Genomic DNA, 16621 nt, shown 5'->3' on the forward strand with positions numbered 1-16621 from the left:
CAGGCTGAAGCCTTGGGCATGACTGATTTGAATGGTGGCGCGCTCTTCAACGCTGAGTTCGGTATAAGACATAGGGGCAGCACCGTACCGGAAAGGTCAGGTGTTGCACTCAGTTTTTGCCGCCGCCGTTCATTTAACACTCCAGGCTTTAGCTTGGCAGAGTTTCTTTATGAAATTTTTTATAATTATAAAAAGCCACCAGCACGTGAGGATTTATCCTACGTGCCGGCAGACATAATTTCATACAATAGATAACTCCAGCGTGACCTGAAAATTACTTCTATGTCAGCGAACAGTAAGCAGGCTCAAAAAATACCGAACAACCTTGCGCAGTTAGGGCCAACGCTAACTAGCTTCCGTGAGGGCAGTTAGTACCCATAACCTTGTATTCCAGGGTGTTGAGCTTGCCCGCCGAATCTTCATAGGTCATGCGCGAAGGGGCTACGCCACAGGTTTTATTGGCTTGAGTGGTACTGATTACCTTTTGGACATCGAGGTTCATTCCATATTCATAATGAACAACTTCAGGTGTCGTCTTTCCGTTTTCTAAGGCGTACTGCTCCATCGCCTTCTGGTTCTCTTGCATCATTCGACCATAAACGCGGTCACCACCTCCTTCAGCCATGGCCAAAGAAGACATGGTCAAGATGGTAACGGCAAAAAAAACTTTTAGTGATTTCATGATTTTCTCCTAGTGTTCACTTACTTCTGACTAGAGGATAACCAGTGATGCCTTTCAGAAAGCTGCCGCGAATATTACATATGTGTAAGGTGTTCCACAGCACACGTGAGCTCGACTATTAGAAATTTAACTTATTGGCAGAGTAGGCTCAGTGGTGGTTGAATTCAGCATCGTTGCGAAGTGTTGGACCTGACAAATTAAATCAGCTACGCCAAGTGCGGTTTCTAAAAGATTTGGCAACTATGAAGGCGTTGATGGAGCAACATCGTCTGCTACTCAAACCCAGGTTTGATCGCGTGGAGGCTGTGTTCAGATGGAAGCTGGGTCGGCATGGGTTTGCTCGCTGGACCAGGCCTAATGGTGGTTATTTTGTCAGCCTGGAGGTGCTGCCCGGCACCGCCACTAAGGTCGTCGAGCTGGCGGCAAAGGCAGGCGTTATCTTCGCGAGTCCAGGATCGTGTTTTCCCTACGGAATCGATTTCGCCGATTCACAGCTTAGAATCGCACCATCAATGCTTGAGTTGGAGCAACTAGATTGGGCTCTTGCGGTGATTGCCACCTGCGTGATCAAAGCTGTGTGCAGTGCACTGAAGGCCCTTCCCCCGGCTTGAATAGAGTCACGACGGGGCGTTGCGATAAAGATATGATGGGCATCGTTGCAGTGAAGCTTTGCTCTGGGTCAGTTCTCAGAGAAACAAACACAGACGCACTGTCCACTATCTTTGGCCTCATTGTCCAAGCTCGTCTTAAGCACCTGCGCCTCACAACACGTATGTTCTCCATCTTGGGCTCCTGGAGATTAGGTGGCCGAAATCCTTAGCGTCTTGAATAGCAGGCTGTACAAGCTGTCGACCGGCTTTGACCCGAGCGAGGCGTGACTGCGGTAGACGGCAACCTCCATCGGTTCAAGTGGGCCTAGGCCATGCTCAGCGCCGAGGATCTCAAGATGATCTGGCACACTGCATCGAGTCAGTACGGCGACAGCCAGACCACTTTCGACTGCAGCTAGTTGGCCTGCCAAGCTCGAGCTGTTGTAAATCACCTTGTACTGGCGGCCTTGCAAAGCCAGCGATCTAATGGCGCTGTGATGTGGTAGGAAGAGGTACTCGGCGGTCGCGACGGCACCACGCAATGATCACTACACCTGCTCGCGGTCTGGATTCAGATCGCATTGTTTTAGAATGGGCTAGGATTGAAAAATGGTGATAGCGAGCACTTTGAGTGATAACTCAAGTTATGAATCTTTACATATTTGATGACTAAGTCGCGACAGCCCAGTAATTCTTGGATGGGTAACCCTGCTATTCGGCGAAGTTTGTTTGATGAAACGGGAACTAGTAGTTTTGCGTATTCTGCTACCGCCCATTTAATCAAACGATCCTGAAAGCTTTCCTTAGGCTCAGCTGCTGTTGCAAAAATACGTGATATCTCCGATTTGTAGGGCTCTGGAAATGATTGTGGTTGAGTTACTCCGCAGTCTTGTCTTAAGCGTGTTGCGGTGAGACGGGCTGGTCGTTCAGATTTGTTAAATTCTTTTTTCTTTTCGGCTTCAATGGCGAGTCGAATTTGCTGAAAACGTTCACCCCAGGCTGTTCTATTGGTAGGGCCATGATATTTTCTAATAGGTTTTGGGATGTTCTCGCTTGTCCATAATGAGTCGTTAATCAATACAGTATCCATGTACGACGAAAGGGTCTGGCGCAATTCAGTGCGGGTGATGTCGGGTTGTGATTCTACGAGTGCCAAAAGCTTTTCCTTGGCGTGCTGAGTTTTTGAGATTTCCTTGCTCGATTTTCCGCAGAGAAGAAGATGAGGCTGGTCGCCAAAAATTAATGATATGGTATATTTACCTAAGTCAAAAACTCTGCAAGCTTCTCTGAGCCCCGTACCATTCTTGATTGCTTCTCTGATCTCTTTTAGCACGTGCCAACCAATACGGTCACACTGCTTTTCAGTTAGTGGTATGGCTATTTGATGATAGCGCGCAGCGGTACGGAAAATGCCTTCATTTATGTTTAAGCTTTTTGCCGCCGTAACTACCGCGCCTTTAGCTTGGCTCAGTGCGTTTTGAACTGCCGCCTTGTCGGGGTAGTGTTTTTTGCTGAGAGATTTCGATGGGTTAAGAGCTATAACTTTTGGTAAGTCGCATATTTTGCTGATGTCGCGTATGTCGTCGAAAAACAGCTTTGCAACAAATAAGTTATATATAATATTGGTTCCATTATGATTGGTACGAAAAACACGAGCAAGATCATGCCGGACCGAGCCCCTGCGAGAGCATTCGACAATAAAGCCAAACTCGTATAATAGGCTGGACCCAATTTCTTTCTCCAAAGCGTGTATTAGGACGCTATTTCTAATTTTTCCTGATGGCATTATAAAGTCATGCAGTTTTAACAGCTGTCGTAATTTGGATGTTATGTCTGTATGCAGAGAACTGCTGTTCAGCAGATGATCAACCTGCAGCGCCACCCATAATAGAGTGTTTTTTGAGGTTTCATCTGTTGCTTCAACGACCATAGGATGAATAGGCGTTTCGCAATCGCATTGTCCGGCCATTCGCCACATGATTGCCCTAGTCCGACTGTTGCAATTTACACAGCTGAAATGCAGCGGACAGCTGTGGCGTGCGCAATACTTTACGAACGCTGGCTGATGTTGTCGATACAGGACAGAAAATCCCAGGTTCTCGATGTCTTCAGTGACGCAGCTAGGACAGAATTTAGAATTGTGCCGGCCATTTTGGCCAGTTGTTTTTTTTCGTTTGGTTAGTCCTAAAGTCGCTGAAGGATTTCCATTTAGTCCATGACTTATTTCTTCCATTTTACTTTCGTAAAACTCTGGGCCTGATGAGTGCAGGAAAAGTGGAACTATAGTGTGGCTCTCAACAATCCTTCTTGGATTGTTACACCAAGGGTGTCCATCAGCCATTCTGCCTGCAAGTTCCACAACCGCGATGGGCACTATGGCTGCGGCGCTAGCTCTATCAAGTCCGATTAAGCCAAGATTGCGCTTAGTATAACCAGCAGTGCGGTGTAAATAACGTGCCACAACTGAAGAGTATAATTCGCCCGCCACTGGTATAGGAAAACCCGGGACTTTCATGGGCGCTCCAAGATCTTACTTAGATCGTCAGGGTTCTCATTCAGCACCATTTGTTTAATCTCTTCCTTTGAAAGCGGTTCACTTTTGCTATTTGCTTTCTCTACTCGGCTGGAGGGTTGGCGCTCTCGTATAGGATTTAGTGTGTTCTGTTGGGTTAGTAGCTGGCTTTCAGGTAGTCCTGTATTGGGCGAGAGCGCGTTCGAAAGTGCCTCGTCAAATTTATCTATCAAACGTGGGCTGTTGGACTTCAGGATGTTTACTGCAGGATGAAGCGGGGTCATTCGCAAGTTGTACGTTTCAATTATAGTATTTTCATTAATTTTCTCAGAGCCGTCTTCGATTGCAGCGAGTTGAGCGCTAGCAAATACGCTGAGCATAATTCCTGTTATGCCTTGGCTAACATCATAAAGAGCGTCAATAATTCTGTCGCTTATTTCGGATCGTTCTTTGGTCCATTGGTATTTCCAAGCAATCTTACATAATTGATTAAAACTTTCATCATCGGCAGAAAGCGGCCGTTTCAGGTCATAGTACCCACCCTCTACCAATCGCCGAGAGATGCTAAGATCACCCTCTAACAGCCTAAGGGCTTTATAGGTACCCGCGATCACGATAGGAATGCCGAGTTCATCGCGGAGGTTTACAAGAAATGCTATGACTTTTGCAGCACCGACTCCCATCAGTGAAAGGTTTTGAAATTCGTCTAAGACTAGCAACCCAACATGATGAGTGGTTATGATTTTTCGTATTTCAGAGAGGTAGAAGTTTCTGTCGCCTCCACGCACATCCTGAAAAATGCCATGGTACAGCTTTAAGCCAAGAATGCGATCCGTATAGTCGCCAAAAGATGCGCATAAAGTTTTAACTGTACAGTGTTCGGGTACATTACGACGAAGCCACAGTATTTGCCGTTCTGGGAAGGGTTGATCTTGAAATAACGCATGTTGATAACTCTGCTGCCCTGCGCTCTCAAGCACTCGGTCGAGTAAGGTCGATTTACCCATTCCAGAATGTCCAGCTATAAGCGATATAGTTGGGCGGATGGTGATGTCTGCCTTGCCACCGTAAAGTGCCCTCTGCCCCTCGGCTGACATAGGGTTTCGAGGGATATATCCGTCAAATAGCTGAGAGCTAATTCCAATAAGCGCTCTTCGATGCACAGGATGTGTTGGTGCGAAAAAGTGCCTGAGTCGGTTGATTTTTATTCTTCTAAGATACGTGGGAAGCTCACGGTCTAACGTATCGTACTCAGGTTTTAACCCAAGTCTTATGAAAGCTTGGCGATCATTATCTGGCGGAAGATTCAAATGTGCTATCAACGGATTGTCATCAATTTCCGCTGCGCCAGATTTTTGATATATTATGTCATTTAATGATGTTGACTGCATCGACTTCATCCCAAATGGATATCTCGTTTTGGTTATGCTCTGTATCCATGTTTTCAGCGGACAGGTTCGGATGTGGAGTTGCTTCAGGTGTCTGGTTTGGGTGTATACCTCCGTTTAATCCCGGAGAGCGCTCATTTGCCCTTTCTTGCGCCCGATTTTGGCGAATATCCACTCCGTGACCCGCCTTAGGCGAATTGCGTTTCTCCACAACAGATTTTTGCACTGCGGCTTTGACGGCTCGTACACTAACCCTGCGTTTGCTGTAGTGGATGAGTTCGGCTTGGCTGACTAATTGCTTCTGGATCGCTCGAAACTCTTTAGCCTCAGGGAACGACGCTCTAATGTCATAGATTTCCGGGTCTGTATTGAGCGCCGGTAGCCATGAGTTGATACTCGAATCATAAAAATATATTTCGCTAGCAAGCAGCGGGTTGTACGAAATTTTAACTTTTATAGACTGATTGACTGAGGCGCTCAGTAGGCCGGATGTTCTGAGATGGTCACAAATGTAGGTCTCTCCTTGGAACAGTATGCCAAGCGGAGAAATTCGGCCACTACCATTTGTCAGTAAATATTCATATATGAAATGTGGCCCCATATTTCGGGTGAAGCCGGCTCGGTTCGATAGTGCCCAACGGTGTAGTCCAATGCGAGTTGCTACCCTCGGACCTTCGGCTAGAGCATCAGGCGGTATTTTTTTGGGATCAACCGCCGTGTTATTCAAGTCCATGATTATTTCTACTAGGATCTTTTCAAATTCAAATATATCCAACGCAGCTGTTTTTTTTCCGTCGGGCGACCGTCGTTCTCTTTTCTTTGAAAACCTACCAGGCAAATCGAATCTGCTGCTTCTGTTTTTTTTAAGTTCGGCGTTCTTGCCCTCCACGGTACCTTTCGCGATCGGTGTCATAGAAGGTGTGATTTCTACACGTATTCCCGATTGAGGAAAGTTATGCCCCATGTTGGAGATCAACTCTGCGCGGTCTGCCCGCAGTAATGTTGGCAAATGGTGGCACGGCCAATCTGCTGAGGAGTACGGCAGTCCTAGTCGTTCAAAGACTAGAGACTTATCGCTGAAGCAATTGTACAATGCTAGCGCCGCAGTGGCCCAACTAGGGTTTTCCAAGCTTACGGCGTAACCTACAATGGCCCCATCATAGGTATCAACTATTAGATAGACTGTAGGCCTTCCAACGAGCAGGCTTTTTGTAATCCTTGAAACAAGCTGGATTTGAAAGTGAGTCGCGTCGATTTCGTAAAAGCCTGGGCCAGGCACATTGTCGCTAGCCTTGCCTCTTGATCCTCTAGGTGATTCTGCTTCTAATTCGTCATTGGCTTTCTTTAGTTTTCGGCAACGATATCTAAACTGCCGCCATGTAGGAACTTTGTGTTTTTTAGCAAGCGCAGGGTTTAAAAGTAATCCGTCGGTCCCGTCGGATATGGCCTCAGGCGGAAGCTTGTAGGTTGTTAAAAGCATTTCATGAAAAGCATCCTTCCAAGTCATCCGTTGCTGAGCTATATATATTTCATAAGCTTTTTTTATTTGGGGCTCCACTTCGTACGATGGTACCTCAGTGTCGGCTGATAACAGATTTGGTTTTGCTCCCCTTTTTTTACCAGATGTAGGCGGGTTAAATACCCTGGCATCTTTCACAACGAATTTACTAACAACTGCGACCGTATTACGACCTGCTTGAAGCCAGTCACTCACCCAAAGTTTAATAGTTTTCTCTGTCAGGTCTAACGACGCAGCAATCTGCTTTATCTTTGAGTTGGCTGCTTTTTTATTTGTGAGAAACTCAGGCATGACAGAAAGCGCGGAAGTGATGTCAGATACCTGTTTCAGCCTTTTTTCTGCAGCTTGCGGAAGTTTGGGAGGTATCGAAGGGAGATCGCCTAACGGGTCTGATACTTTCACTAACCTTTCGGAAGCGAGCAGGTCAATCCACTCTGAATAATCAACGCTGAATGGCTTAGTGGCTTTATTCTTCTTGATTTTTATGAGTATGACCTTTTTTAGCTCAACGGTTTCCAACACTCTGACCGGGCAGTCGAACATATGGGATGGCGTTGTTGCTACGTACACGTCGTGTATCTCGTACATTTCAGGCCACCTCCCTCAAAAGCACATTCCCTCGGTGTCTTAACGTATTTCTTTCTATGTCAAGTCGGCTTTGATGTCTCCAGACAGCTTGGCCTAAGAGGGTGTGGCCGGTATGCACGTCGATGCCCATTTCCCTAATGGATTTTGTCATGATTGCGTTGAAGGAAAGCTGACGACTGCAGTTTTCCTCAAACCGCCGGCTGAAATCTTCCGGCGTGATTAGTGATCTGAGGCGGCAATCGTCCGAAAGTGACAATTCAAAAAAGCAGAGATTATTAACCCTATGAGTTGAAATCTCTTTCTCGGTGATAAGAACCCACTTAACGCCCCGATTATTCCAATAAACCTTTTCTATCAGCAGTTTTTCGAGGTTACGAGGCGTTAGGTCCTTGGTCAGCTTCACGCTGATCGCTAGGAGTTGATCCCCATTCGGCCGATCAAGTGTGAGTAAAAGATCAGTGGTCATCACTGTTGGTGTTTTTGTCGCAGGGTATGTTGGATGACGCACACCGAGATCTGCCGCTATTTGCTGGGTTTCCGCCAAGGGGAGCAGTGCGTACTGTTCACGAATGTCTCTCGTGGACCTTGAATACTCGGCTTCAAGATGGACCTTGAATTCTTGCCGAGATAGATAGTGATGCGTGCGTCCGGTCAGCCGGCTTTTGACCATACTCGACGTCCCGGTGGAAGGAACGTCTCGGACGTACATGAACGGCTTATAGCCGGCACCGTCACCCTGCCCGTAACCGGCTGCTATCCACCTGTCCACCAAATCTGGATTTGGTGCTCTGCATTTCGTACCTGCCATACCGCCTCCTGATCGGCGATCCCGCGCCCGCTGAGCGAGGGAGATTGAGCTAGGAAATCATCGGTAGTCAGAGTGGTAGCTGGGTTCGATCATAAAGGCTTCGTTCCGTAGCCGGGTGAGTTAAACTAGGAGATCGTGAAGACGCGTACGCCATGGCACGTTGCTACCTAAGATCGTCCATCAAGCGGCGCATATTGGAAATTCTTTTGGCCCCTTCCAGAAATATAGACAAATTTTTTGGCCCTGGGAGAAATTCTTTTGTCCCTCTACACCTAGGAGAACGTTATGGCCCGTGGGGTTAACAAAGTCATATTGGTCGGTACATGCGGCCAGGATCCCGAAGTTCGCTACTTGCCTAACGGTAACGCCGTGACCAACCTGAGTCTGGCGACCAGCGAACAGTGGACTGACAAGCAGACTGGCCAGAAGGTCGAGAAAACCGAATGGCACCGTGTGTCGATGTTCGGCAAGGTCGCAGAGATCGCCGGTGAATACCTGCGCAAGGGTTCGCAGGTCTACATCGAAGGCAAACTGCAGACCCGCGAGTGGGAAAAAGACGGCATCAAGCGTTACACCACTGAAATCGTGGTCGACATGCAAGGCACCATGCAACTGCTGGGCGGCCGTCCACAGGGCGACCAACAGGGCCAGGGTGGCATGTCCAACTCGGCGCCGCGTCCACAGCAGTCCCGTCCGCAGCCAAGCCAGCAGCCACAGCGTGAGTCGCGTCCAGCGCCACAGCAGGCGGCACCGCAGCCAGCGGCTGACTTCGATAGCTTTGATGATGATATTCCGTTCTAAGGCCACATCGGCACGGACTATCCAGTAACACCAGGAACCCCCGCTGGCATTTGCCTCGGGGGTTTCTTGTTTTTGAGTGGGAAAAGTCCAGAGCCCTGGCATTTGTCCCTGGGCGCCACAAGACTTAGGCTGTAGCGCATTCCCTTACCCAAGAAGGAAGCCCCGATGACCTGGTCTGCCAAACAGTATTCGATGTTTGAACAACAGCGCACCCGTCCCGTCCAAGACCTGGTCGCCGCCATCCCCGCGGGCGATGTGCGAACGGCGGTCGACCTGGGTTGTGGCCCGGGCAATTCCACCGAGGTGTTGGCCGGGCGTTTCCCCCAGGCGACGATTACCGGCTTGGACAGCTCGCAGGACATGCTGGTTAGTGCCCGCGAGCGGTTGCCGGCACTTAACTTTGAATTGGCCGATATCGGCGCCTGGAAGCCTGCGCAACAGTTCGATGTGATCCTCGCCAACGCCTCACTGCAATGGGTGCCGGACCACGCCAGCCTTTATCCACACCTGGTGGCGCAATTGACAGCGGGCGGGACGCTGGCGGTGCAAACCCCGGATAACCTCAACGAGCCGGCTCACCGCCTGGCCCGTGAGGTGGCAGCGCAAGGCCCTTGGGCGGGCAAGATCGGCGCGGTCAAACATGAAGCGCGTCATCCGGCGAGTTACTACTACGAGTTGTTGAGCAAACATTGCAGCACCGTGGATGTATGGCACACCACCTATTACCACCCGCTCACCGGTCATGAGGCGGTGGTGGAATGGTTCAAGGGCACGGGCTTGCGGCCATTCCTGGCGCCGCTGGATGAGGCCGCGAAAGGCGCCTTCCTCGACGCCTACCTGGCGCGCATCCGCGAGGCTTACCCGGCCCTGGCCGATGGCACAGTGTTGCTACCGTTTCCACGGCTGTTCATTATCGCTACGCGCTGACAGTCTTCAGGAACTCCTCCGCCGACACCACGCTGGCATAGGCAAATGCCAGCGATGCCATGTAGGCATCATGTACCTGGGCGGCGGCAATGGTCTTGCCATTGAATTCCAGGTCGCGCGTGGCACAGGCGTCATGGATCACCGTCACGTTGTAGCCGTAGTCCGCTGCTGCCCGAACCACTGCGTCAATGCACATGTGGCTCATGCTGCCGACCACCACCAGGTCGGTGATGCTGCGTTGTTCCAGTACCTCGCGCAGGTTGGTTTGGCGAAACGCATTTACAAAATGCTTGAGCACCACCGGCTCGTCGTTTTCGTTCTGCACCTTGGCATGTATATGTGCGCCTTCGGAGCCTGGGGTGAAGAAGGGCGCATCCTCGGAGGTGAACTCATGGCGCACGTGGATCACCGCGTCGCCGGCCTGGCGAAATGCCTGGAGCACCTGTTGCGCCCTGTCGGCCGCCGCTTCCACGCCGGTCAATGGCCACTTGCCCTGGGGGAAGTAGTCGTTCTGGATATCGATTAGGATAAGTGCTTGCTTGGCCATGTGTATGTTCTCGTGATGGGTTGATGCGCCCAGTATCGTGACTGACGCGTGGCACGGGGATTGGCCGTACCGACAATAACAGGGGGAAAACTGACAATGGCTCTGGAACGCTCGATCGTCGAGCTCGGCGTGCTGATTTATCGCGGTGCGCAGATGGCCGCAGTACATGGCTTGACCGACTTGTTTGGCGTCGCCAATCGCATTGCCGCCGAGCATCAGAGCCAGCAGTTGCCCTTGTTACGTGTCAGCCACTGGCAGGTCAATGACGATGGTACCCCTGTTCGAGGTTTCGACAGCCTGCCCGGCCCCGATCAACCCCTGATGGCCGTGCTGGTGCCGCCGTCGATTGGCGAGTTTTGCGAAGAGCAGGCGCCGCCCGCGCTGCTGCACTGGCTGCGCGAGCAGCATGCGGCCGGCACCGTGCTGGGAGGCGTGTGCATCGGTTCGATCATGCTGGCGCGCAGTGGTTTGCTCGATGGGCGCAGCGCCACCACCCACTGGTCTTCGGCCAACACCTTCGCCAGCCGGTTTCCTGCGGTGCGCCTGGAGGCCGACAAACCCATAGTGGACGACGGCGACTTGATCACCACCGCCGGGCTGATGGCCTGGTCCGAACTGGGCCTGCGCCTGGTCGACCGTCTCATGGGCCCCAGCATCGCCGCCGACACCGCGTGCTTTCTGGTGATTGAGCACAGCGACAGCGCCAGCCAGTGCGGCAGCAATTTTGCACCGATCCTCAGCCATGGTGACGGAGCGATCCTCAAGGTCCAGCACGCGTTGCAGGCCAGTGGTGCGGTGGATGTCTCGCTTGCGGCGATGGCCCAGGCGGCCGGCCTGGAAGAGCGCACCTTCCTGCGCCGTTTTCGCAATGCCACCGGCTTGAAACCCACCCAATACTGCCAGCACCTGCGGGTCGGCAAGGCGCGGCAGATGCTGGAGTTCACCAATACCACCATTGATCAGATTGCCTGGACCGTGGGTTATCAAGACCCGAGCGCCTTTCGCGCGATCTTCAAGAAAATCACCGGCCTTGCGCCCAGCGATTACCGCAACCGATTTGGCGTGAAGGCCCCTGCTTGATTGCCGGACACGCCACCCCACCAGTGTGGGCGCGAGCAAGCCCGCCGCCACATTTTTGATCGCCTGCGCGCCCTGGATCGTGCAGAACGCCGGCCGCTCCATCGCCCTTCGTGCAAAATGAAGCAGGCCAAATGCCACTGCTCTTCCCCTAACCGCTTGATCCACCAACCCTTTGCCTGAGTCGCGCCTTGGCCTGATCCCTGCAACCTTTGCGATACACACCCGCAAGCCTTGCACAAGGGGGACGCATGACCCCGACCAACCGCAAAAAGATCGTGGTGGCGCACTCGGTCCGGCCCGATGCCCCACTCCATGAAGTGGAAAGCAACCGCGCCCTCGCTCGCTGGCTGGCGCAGATCCTCGGGCTCGACTACGGCGGCAGCTACAGCGCCGAGCTGCATGCCCATACCGATCTGTACCTGCTGCCTACCCAGACCCTGGTCGGGCCGGCCCAGGCACTCAGCCTGGGGGTGAAGGGGCCGGAGGATTTGTGGGGCGGTTATGTGGACCACGATTTCATCTGCACCAAGGCCATCACCCATGGCTTGCACGACACGGCTGCCCTGGCGCCCGAGGGTTGGTCGCCGCTGTTTGCCGAGCGGGTGCGCGCCGTGGTGCTCGACGGCTGGAGTGTGTTTGGCGTGGAAGATGCCCGCGCTGCCGCCATCCAGTTGCTGGCGCTCGGGCCGATTCGCCTGAAGCCGGTACATGCTTGCGCCGGTCGTGGTCAGGAGGTGGTCGACAACCTCGAGCAATTGCATGCAATCCTCGCCCGTGCCGATGCAGCGCAGCTGTTCGACCAAGGCGTGGTGCTGGAGCAAGACCTGCAGGACGTAGTGACCCACAGTGTCGGCCAGAGCTTTATCGGCGGGCATGTATTCAGTTACTGCGGCGAGCAGTACCTGACCCAGGACGGGCAGGGCGAGGCGGTCTACGGCGGCTCCGACCTGCTGGTGGTGCCGGGTTATTACGAAGCATTGCTGGCCCTGGCGCTCAACGAGGACGTGCGCCTGGCCATTGAGCAGGCACACGTCTTCGATAACGCCGCCGATGAGGCCTATCCTGGTTTCTATGCCTCGCGGCGCAATTACGACATCGCCCAGGGCCTGGACAGCCAAGGCCAGCGCCGCAGCGGGGTGCTCGAGCAATCCTGGCGCATGGGCGGTGCCAGCAGCGCGGAGGTGGCGGCATTGCAGAGTTTTATCAACGACCCCGGCCTGCGTGCGATTCGCGTCTCGTCCGTAGAGACCTATATCGAGCAGTCCTTGCCCGCCAATGCCATCGAGATCTACCGCGGCCCGGCAGAAAACAGCGACTTTCTTCTCAAGTACGTAACGGTCAAATCCTATGACGGCTAGAAGCGAAACCATCACCATTGATATCGACGACGAACAGATGAGCGCCACCTTCCTCAGTCCCAAGTCAAAAGTGCCAGGGGTGTTGTTTGTGCATGGCTGGGGCGGTAGCCAGGAGCGTGACCTGGAACGGGCCAAGGGCATCGCCGGCCTTGGCTGTGTGTGCCTGACCTTTGACCTGCGCGGGCATGCTGGCAACGGCATTCCCTTGTCGCGGGTCACCCGGGACGACAACCTGCGGGACTTGCTGGCGGCCTATGATCGACTGCTGGCGCACCCGGCCATCGATACCTCGGCGGTGGCGGTGGTGGGCACCAGTTATGGTGGCTACCTGGCGGCGATCCTCACCTCATTGCGCCCGGTGCGCTGGCTCGCACTGCGGGTGCCGGCGCTGTATCGCGACCAGCAATGGCACACCCCCAAGCGCGACCTGGATAAAGCCGACCTGATGGATTACCGCAGCACCCTGGTGCAGGCCGAGACCAATCGCGCGCTGCACGCCTGCGCCGCATTTACCGGGGATGTGCTGATTGTCGAATCACAAACGGATGACCATGTGCCCCACGCCACCATCATGAGCTACCGGGCTGCGTGCCAGCAGACCCATTCGCTGACGCACCGGATCATCGACGGTGGCGATCATTCATTGAGCGACCCGGTATCCCAGCAGGCCTACACCTCGATCCTGGTGGACTGGATCACCGAGATGGTGGTGGGCGAGCGGTTGAGCATCATCCAATCCCAATGATGCGTTTCACGCCGGTGTTTTTTTCACCCGCAAGGCCTTGGCCTTCGCCTCCACCGCGAGGTACATCACCAGGGCGATCAGCAGCGGCAAGATAAAATAGATCGCCCGGTAGGCAATCAAACCGGCGAGCAAGCTGCCCCGTGAGGCCTCATGTTGCAGCAGCGCGATAAACACCGCCTCCAGCACGCCAAGGCCGGCCGGAATGTGCGTGACCACGCCGGCAATCGCACTGATCAGCAACACCCCCAGCACCAGCGGGTAGTCCAGCTTCGCCGGCAACAAGGTGAAAATCACCGCTGCCATCAGCGACCAGTTCAGCGCGCCGAGCGCCAGCTGCAGGCACGCCATGCGTAGCGACGGCAGGTTGATCTCGATCCCGCGAATCGACCAGGCGCGCTTCTTCGAGAACTGACAGGCAGCCAGATAGCCGAGGCTTGCCAATACCAGCAACACCCCGACACCTTGCAACGCGCCACTACTGAGCTTCCAGCCCGGCGGCATGGTCACCAGGCCGCTGCTGAACACCACGCCGGCCAGGGCCATATAGCCAAACCAATTGGTGGCCAGGCTCAAGCCAAGGATTTTCGCGATGTTGCCGTTGCTCACCCCCAGCCGCGAATACAGCCGATAGCGCATGGCAATCCCGCCGACCCAGGCGCTGAGGTTGAGGTTGAACGCATAGCTGATGATGCCCACCGGCAGGATCTGTTTCCAGCGCAAGGGCTGGCGGATGTAGGTTCGGCCAATCAGGTCAAAGCACGCATACACGAGGAAACTGCACAGGGTCAGCCCGGCTGCGATCCACAGGGTGCGCAGCTTGAAGTCGCCGAGGGTGTCGAACACTTCGCTCCAGTCGATACGCCGCGCGAGCAGGGTAAACAGCACAATCAGCAGCACAAAGAACGCGACGGTCAGCGGCTTCTTCCAGCGTTTGAACGCATGGGGGCGGGCATCATCCGCGCGGGCTTGGCTCATGGATGCACAAAGGGTTTCAAACGCGGTTTATGCGCGGGCAGCCAGCCGGTCCAGGCCGGGAAATGGCGCAGCACATGGAACACCACAAACCCCACGGTCACCCGCCATAACCAGCCGCGGGGGCTGCGGTTTTCCGGCATGGTCTTGCAGTGGTTGCGGCTCAGGTCTTGCAGGCGCTCGAACAACAGTTGATTGAACCCTCGGTCACGAATCAGCACGTTGGCTTCCAGGTTCAGCGACAGGCTCAACGGGTCGAGGTTGCTCGAACCCACGGTGCTCCATTGCTCATCCACCAGGGCCACCTTGCCGTGCAGTGGGCGCTGGCAATACTCGTGGATCACCACGCCTTCCTTGAGCAGATAGTCGTAGAGCATGCGCGCCGCCAGCTTGGCCAGCAGCACGTCCGGCTGGCCCTGCATGATCAACTGCACCTGCACGCCGCGCCGCGCGGCATTGCGCAATTCGCGCAGCAGGCGATAACCGGGAAAGAAGTAGGCATTGGCGATCACCACGCGCTGGCGGGCGTGGCGCAGGGCGTGCAGGTAGGCTTCTTCGATATCCGAGCGGTGTTGCAGGTTATCGCGGTAGATCAGGCGCACCAGGCCGTCACCTTCCTCCGCAGCCCAGGCAGGTTGTTGCCGGCGCCGCCAACCGCGCCGCATGCGCACCGGGCGGCCGCTTTGCGCGAGGGCAAAGTGATGCAGGTCCGCCACCGCCGGCCCGATCACCTGCACCGCATAATCCTGCTTGGCCTCGGGGCCGAAGTCCGCCAGATGGTCGGCGGAAAAATTGATCCCGCCGATAAACCCCACTGCCGCGTCTACCACCACGATCTTGCGATGCAGGCGGCGAAACCAGTTGGTGCGAACCCCCAGGGTCTTGGGCGCCGGGTCGAACATCTGCACCGTGACCCCGGCCTGGGCCAACTCGCCGAGAAACCCGGGGCTCAGTTCGCCGCAGCCAAAGCCATCGAGGCTGACCACCACCTTCACCCCACGCTGCGCGGCTTCGATCAGAATCCCGTGCAGTTCATGGCCGACCTTGTCTTCGAACAGAATAAAGGTCTCCAGGAGGATTTCCTGGCGGGCCAGGCGCAGGGCCTCGAACACCTTGGGGAAGTACGCCTCGCCGTTTTCCAGCAATTGCACCTGGTTACCGGCCTGCCAGCCGTAGTCCAGGTCCCTGGCCCTGGCGTCACCCGGTGGCTGGTCGGTGGCGATGTGTTCCACGGCGCTGTTCATAACTCAATCTCCACCGACAGCGGCGCGTGATCCGACAGGTGCGACCAGGGGCGCGCCGTCAGCACTTGCGGCTGATGGGCCTTGAGGTTGCGCACATAAATGCGGTCCAGCGCCAGCAGTGGCAGGCGCGCCGGGAACGTACGCGCCGGCTTGCTGTGGGCCTGCACGAACACTTCCTTAAGGCCGCTGCGGCTCAGGTCGGCCTGCTGGCGCCAGTCATTGAAGTCACCGGCGACAATCAGCGGCGCTTCGCCGGGAATCTCGGCAACCCGCCGGGCCAGTAATTTCAGCTGTTGTTGGCGGTGCACCTCGCGCAAACCCAGGTGCACGCAAATGGCATGTACCTCCTGGCCGGTGCCGGGCAGGCGCAGGATGCAATGCAACAGCCCGCGGCTTTCGTGGCCGCTCTGGGAGATGTCGAGGTTGTCATAGCGGATGATCTGGAATTTCGACAGCAGCGCATTGCCATGGTCACCATGGGGATACACCGCGTTGCGCCCGTAGGCGAACTGCGGCCAGATGCTGTCGGCGAGAAACTCATACTGGGGCATGCTCGGCCAGTTGCTGTAGCGCCGGGGATGGTGCTCATGGGTGCCGTGCACCTCCTGCAGGAACACCACGTCGGCCGCCACACCGCGCACCGCCTCGCGCAACTCCGGCAGGATGAAGCGTCGATTGAGGGCAGTGAAGCCCTTGTGGGTATTGACCGTCAGCACCTTGAAGCGGGTGATGGCAGCGCTGGGCGTGACAGGCACCCATTCTGGAATCACAGCCATGGTGGCTCCCGTGGGTTGGCGGGGCAGTGGCCTCCGTTCGTTAACGGCTGACTGTGGTGCTGGCGCGAAAGTTTCGACGATCCT

At 54.8% G+C, this 16621-nt stretch carries 16 protein-coding genes and 1 pseudogene; 7 read left to right on the forward strand and 10 right to left on the reverse strand.

What is annotated here, in order from left to right:
• Positions 1 to 255: hypothetical protein (locus AC19YY_RS22745; protein WP_500604915.1), on the forward strand; the 255-nt coding region annotated here is incomplete at its 5' end.
• A gap of 94 nt (positions 256 to 349) precedes the next feature.
• Here the strand turns inward: AC19YY_RS22745 and AC19YY_RS22750 are convergent.
• Entirely contained in the window at positions 350 to 682 is a 333-nt protein-coding gene (locus AC19YY_RS22750; protein WP_033902856.1) for a DUF2790 domain-containing protein, read from the reverse strand.
• A gap of 173 nt (positions 683 to 855) precedes the next feature.
• On the opposite strand from AC19YY_RS22750, the gene AC19YY_RS22755 reads away from it, so the two are divergent.
• A complete protein-coding gene (locus AC19YY_RS22755) occupies positions 856 to 1293 on the forward strand; it encodes a PLP-dependent aminotransferase family protein (RefSeq protein ID WP_255032559.1) in 438 nt (145 codons plus the stop codon).
• Positions 1294 to 1481: 188 nt separating this feature from the next.
• Here the strand turns inward: AC19YY_RS22755 and AC19YY_RS22760 are convergent.
• From AC19YY_RS22760 to AC19YY_RS22780, 5 genes and pseudogenes are all read right to left on the reverse strand, one after another.
• A pseudogene (locus tag AC19YY_RS22760) lies at positions 1482 to 1772 on the reverse strand (type 2 periplasmic-binding domain-containing protein); the annotation flags it as partial.
• 86 nt (positions 1773 to 1858) lie between these two features.
• Positions 1859 to 3787: a TniQ family protein gene (locus AC19YY_RS22765; protein WP_500604916.1), complete on the reverse strand. Its 1929-nt coding sequence runs from the start codon at positions 3785 to 3787 to the stop codon at positions 1859 to 1861.
• Positions 3784 to 5175 carry an ATP-binding protein gene (locus AC19YY_RS22770; protein WP_167496686.1) on the reverse strand — a complete coding sequence of 464 codons (1392 nt, stop codon included), beginning with the start codon at positions 5173 to 5175 and terminating at the stop codon, positions 3784 to 3786. Before AC19YY_RS22770 ends, AC19YY_RS22765 begins: the two co-directional genes overlap by 4 nt.
• A complete protein-coding gene (locus AC19YY_RS22775; RefSeq protein ID WP_099456566.1) occupies positions 5153 to 7279 on the reverse strand; it encodes a TnsB C-terminal domain-containing protein in 2127 nt (708 codons plus the stop codon). The genes AC19YY_RS22770 and AC19YY_RS22775 overlap by 23 nt, the downstream gene beginning before the upstream one ends.
• A gap of 1 nt (position 7280) precedes the next feature.
• Positions 7281 to 8087: a TnsA endonuclease N-terminal domain-containing protein gene (locus AC19YY_RS22780; protein WP_099456567.1), complete on the reverse strand. Its 807-nt coding sequence runs from the start codon at positions 8085 to 8087 to the stop codon at positions 7281 to 7283.
• 285 nt (positions 8088 to 8372) lie between these two features.
• On the opposite strand from AC19YY_RS22780, the gene AC19YY_RS22785 reads away from it, so the two are divergent.
• Together AC19YY_RS22785 and tam are read left to right on the forward strand one after the other, a co-directional pair.
• Positions 8373 to 8888, forward strand: a complete 516-nt coding sequence (locus tag AC19YY_RS22785; protein ID WP_017849542.1) for a single-stranded DNA-binding protein — start codon at positions 8373 to 8375, stop codon at positions 8886 to 8888.
• A 165-nt stretch (positions 8889 to 9053) separates the two neighbouring features.
• Positions 9054 to 9815: a trans-aconitate 2-methyltransferase gene (gene tam, locus AC19YY_RS22790; RefSeq protein WP_170041634.1), complete on the forward strand. Its 762-nt coding sequence runs from the start codon at positions 9054 to 9056 to the stop codon at positions 9813 to 9815.
• Here tam and AC19YY_RS22795 read toward each other — a convergent pair.
• Positions 9805 to 10362, reverse strand: coding sequence for a cysteine hydrolase family protein (locus tag AC19YY_RS22795; protein WP_500604917.1), 558 nt, complete (start codon positions 10360 to 10362; stop codon positions 9805 to 9807). The two genes, tam and AC19YY_RS22795, sit on opposite strands and share 11 nt — an antisense overlap.
• A 96-nt stretch (positions 10363 to 10458) precedes the next feature.
• On the opposite strand from AC19YY_RS22795, the gene AC19YY_RS22800 reads away from it, so the two are divergent.
• The 3 genes from AC19YY_RS22800 (at position 10459) to AC19YY_RS22810 (ending at position 13545) form a co-directional block, all read left to right on the forward strand.
• Positions 10459 to 11442: a GlxA family transcriptional regulator gene (locus AC19YY_RS22800; RefSeq protein ID WP_500604918.1), complete on the forward strand. Its 984-nt coding sequence runs from the start codon at positions 10459 to 10461 to the stop codon at positions 11440 to 11442.
• Positions 11443 to 11690: 248 nt separating this feature from the next.
• Complete coding sequence (locus AC19YY_RS22805) at positions 11691 to 12800, forward strand: DUF3182 family protein (protein ID WP_500604919.1); 1110 nt, start codon at positions 11691 to 11693, stop codon at positions 12798 to 12800.
• On the forward strand, positions 12790 to 13545 hold the full coding sequence (locus tag AC19YY_RS22810; protein WP_169951359.1) for an alpha/beta hydrolase family protein: 756 nt from the start codon (positions 12790 to 12792) through the stop codon (positions 13543 to 13545). The genes AC19YY_RS22805 and AC19YY_RS22810 overlap by 11 nt, the downstream gene beginning before the upstream one ends.
• Positions 13546 to 13551: 6 nt before the next feature.
• On the opposite strand, the gene AC19YY_RS22815 is transcribed toward AC19YY_RS22810, so the two are convergent.
• Genes AC19YY_RS22815 through AC19YY_RS22825 form a run of 3 tightly spaced genes read right to left on the reverse strand, consistent with a single transcriptional unit; the run spans position 13552 to position 16537 of the window.
• Positions 13552 to 14520, reverse strand: coding sequence for a lysylphosphatidylglycerol synthase domain-containing protein (locus tag AC19YY_RS22815; protein ID WP_169951357.1), 969 nt, complete (start codon positions 14518 to 14520; stop codon positions 13552 to 13554).
• The gene (gene clsB / locus AC19YY_RS22820; protein WP_170058489.1) at positions 14517 to 15761 is read right to left on the reverse strand and encodes a cardiolipin synthase ClsB; all 1245 of its coding nucleotides are present in this window, start codon (positions 15759 to 15761) and stop codon (positions 14517 to 14519) included. Before clsB ends, AC19YY_RS22815 begins: the two co-directional genes overlap by 4 nt.
• A complete protein-coding gene (locus AC19YY_RS22825) occupies positions 15758 to 16537 on the reverse strand; it encodes an endonuclease/exonuclease/phosphatase family protein (protein ID WP_170058488.1) in 780 nt (259 codons plus the stop codon). The genes clsB and AC19YY_RS22825 overlap by 4 nt, the downstream gene beginning before the upstream one ends.
• Between the last annotated feature and the right edge of the window lie 84 nt (positions 16538 to 16621).

The organism is Pseudomonas sp. MF09156, assembly GCF_059862305.1.

Excerpts from the sequence above, each read along its gene's own strand:
- AC19YY_RS22780 (WP_099456567.1), bottom strand. The coding sequence starts at position 8,087 with ATGGCAGGTACGAAATGCAGAGCACCAAATCCAGATTTGGTGGACAGG.
- AC19YY_RS22770 (WP_167496686.1), bottom strand. The coding sequence starts at position 5,175 with ATGCAGTCAACATCATTAAATGACATAATATATCAAAAATCTGGCGCA.
- AC19YY_RS22765 (WP_500604916.1), bottom strand. The coding sequence starts at position 3,787 with ATGAAAGTCCCGGGTTTTCCTATACCAGTGGCGGGCGAATTATACTCT.
- AC19YY_RS22775 (WP_099456566.1), bottom strand. The coding sequence starts at position 7,279 with ATGTACGAGATACACGACGTGTACGTAGCAACAACGCCATCCCATATG.
- AC19YY_RS22805 (WP_500604919.1), top strand. The coding sequence starts at position 11,691 with ATGACCCCGACCAACCGCAAAAAGATCGTGGTGGCGCACTCGGTCCGG.
- AC19YY_RS22825 (WP_170058488.1), bottom strand. The coding sequence starts at position 16,537 with ATGGCTGTGATTCCAGAATGGGTGCCTGTCACGCCCAGCGCTGCCATC.
- AC19YY_RS22785 (WP_017849542.1), top strand. The coding sequence starts at position 8,373 with ATGGCCCGTGGGGTTAACAAAGTCATATTGGTCGGTACATGCGGCCAG.
- tam (WP_170041634.1), top strand. The coding sequence starts at position 9,054 with ATGACCTGGTCTGCCAAACAGTATTCGATGTTTGAACAACAGCGCACC.
- clsB (WP_170058489.1), bottom strand. The coding sequence starts at position 15,761 with ATGAACAGCGCCGTGGAACACATCGCCACCGACCAGCCACCGGGTGAC.
- AC19YY_RS22795 (WP_500604917.1), bottom strand. The coding sequence starts at position 10,362 with ATGGCCAAGCAAGCACTTATCCTAATCGATATCCAGAACGACTACTTC.
- AC19YY_RS22800 (WP_500604918.1), top strand. The coding sequence starts at position 10,459 with ATGGCTCTGGAACGCTCGATCGTCGAGCTCGGCGTGCTGATTTATCGC.
- AC19YY_RS22815 (WP_169951357.1), bottom strand. The coding sequence starts at position 14,520 with ATGAGCCAAGCCCGCGCGGATGATGCCCGCCCCCATGCGTTCAAACGC.
- AC19YY_RS22750 (WP_033902856.1), bottom strand. The coding sequence starts at position 682 with ATGAAATCACTAAAAGTTTTTTTTGCCGTTACCATCTTGACCATGTCT.
- AC19YY_RS22810 (WP_169951359.1), top strand. The coding sequence starts at position 12,790 with ATGACGGCTAGAAGCGAAACCATCACCATTGATATCGACGACGAACAG.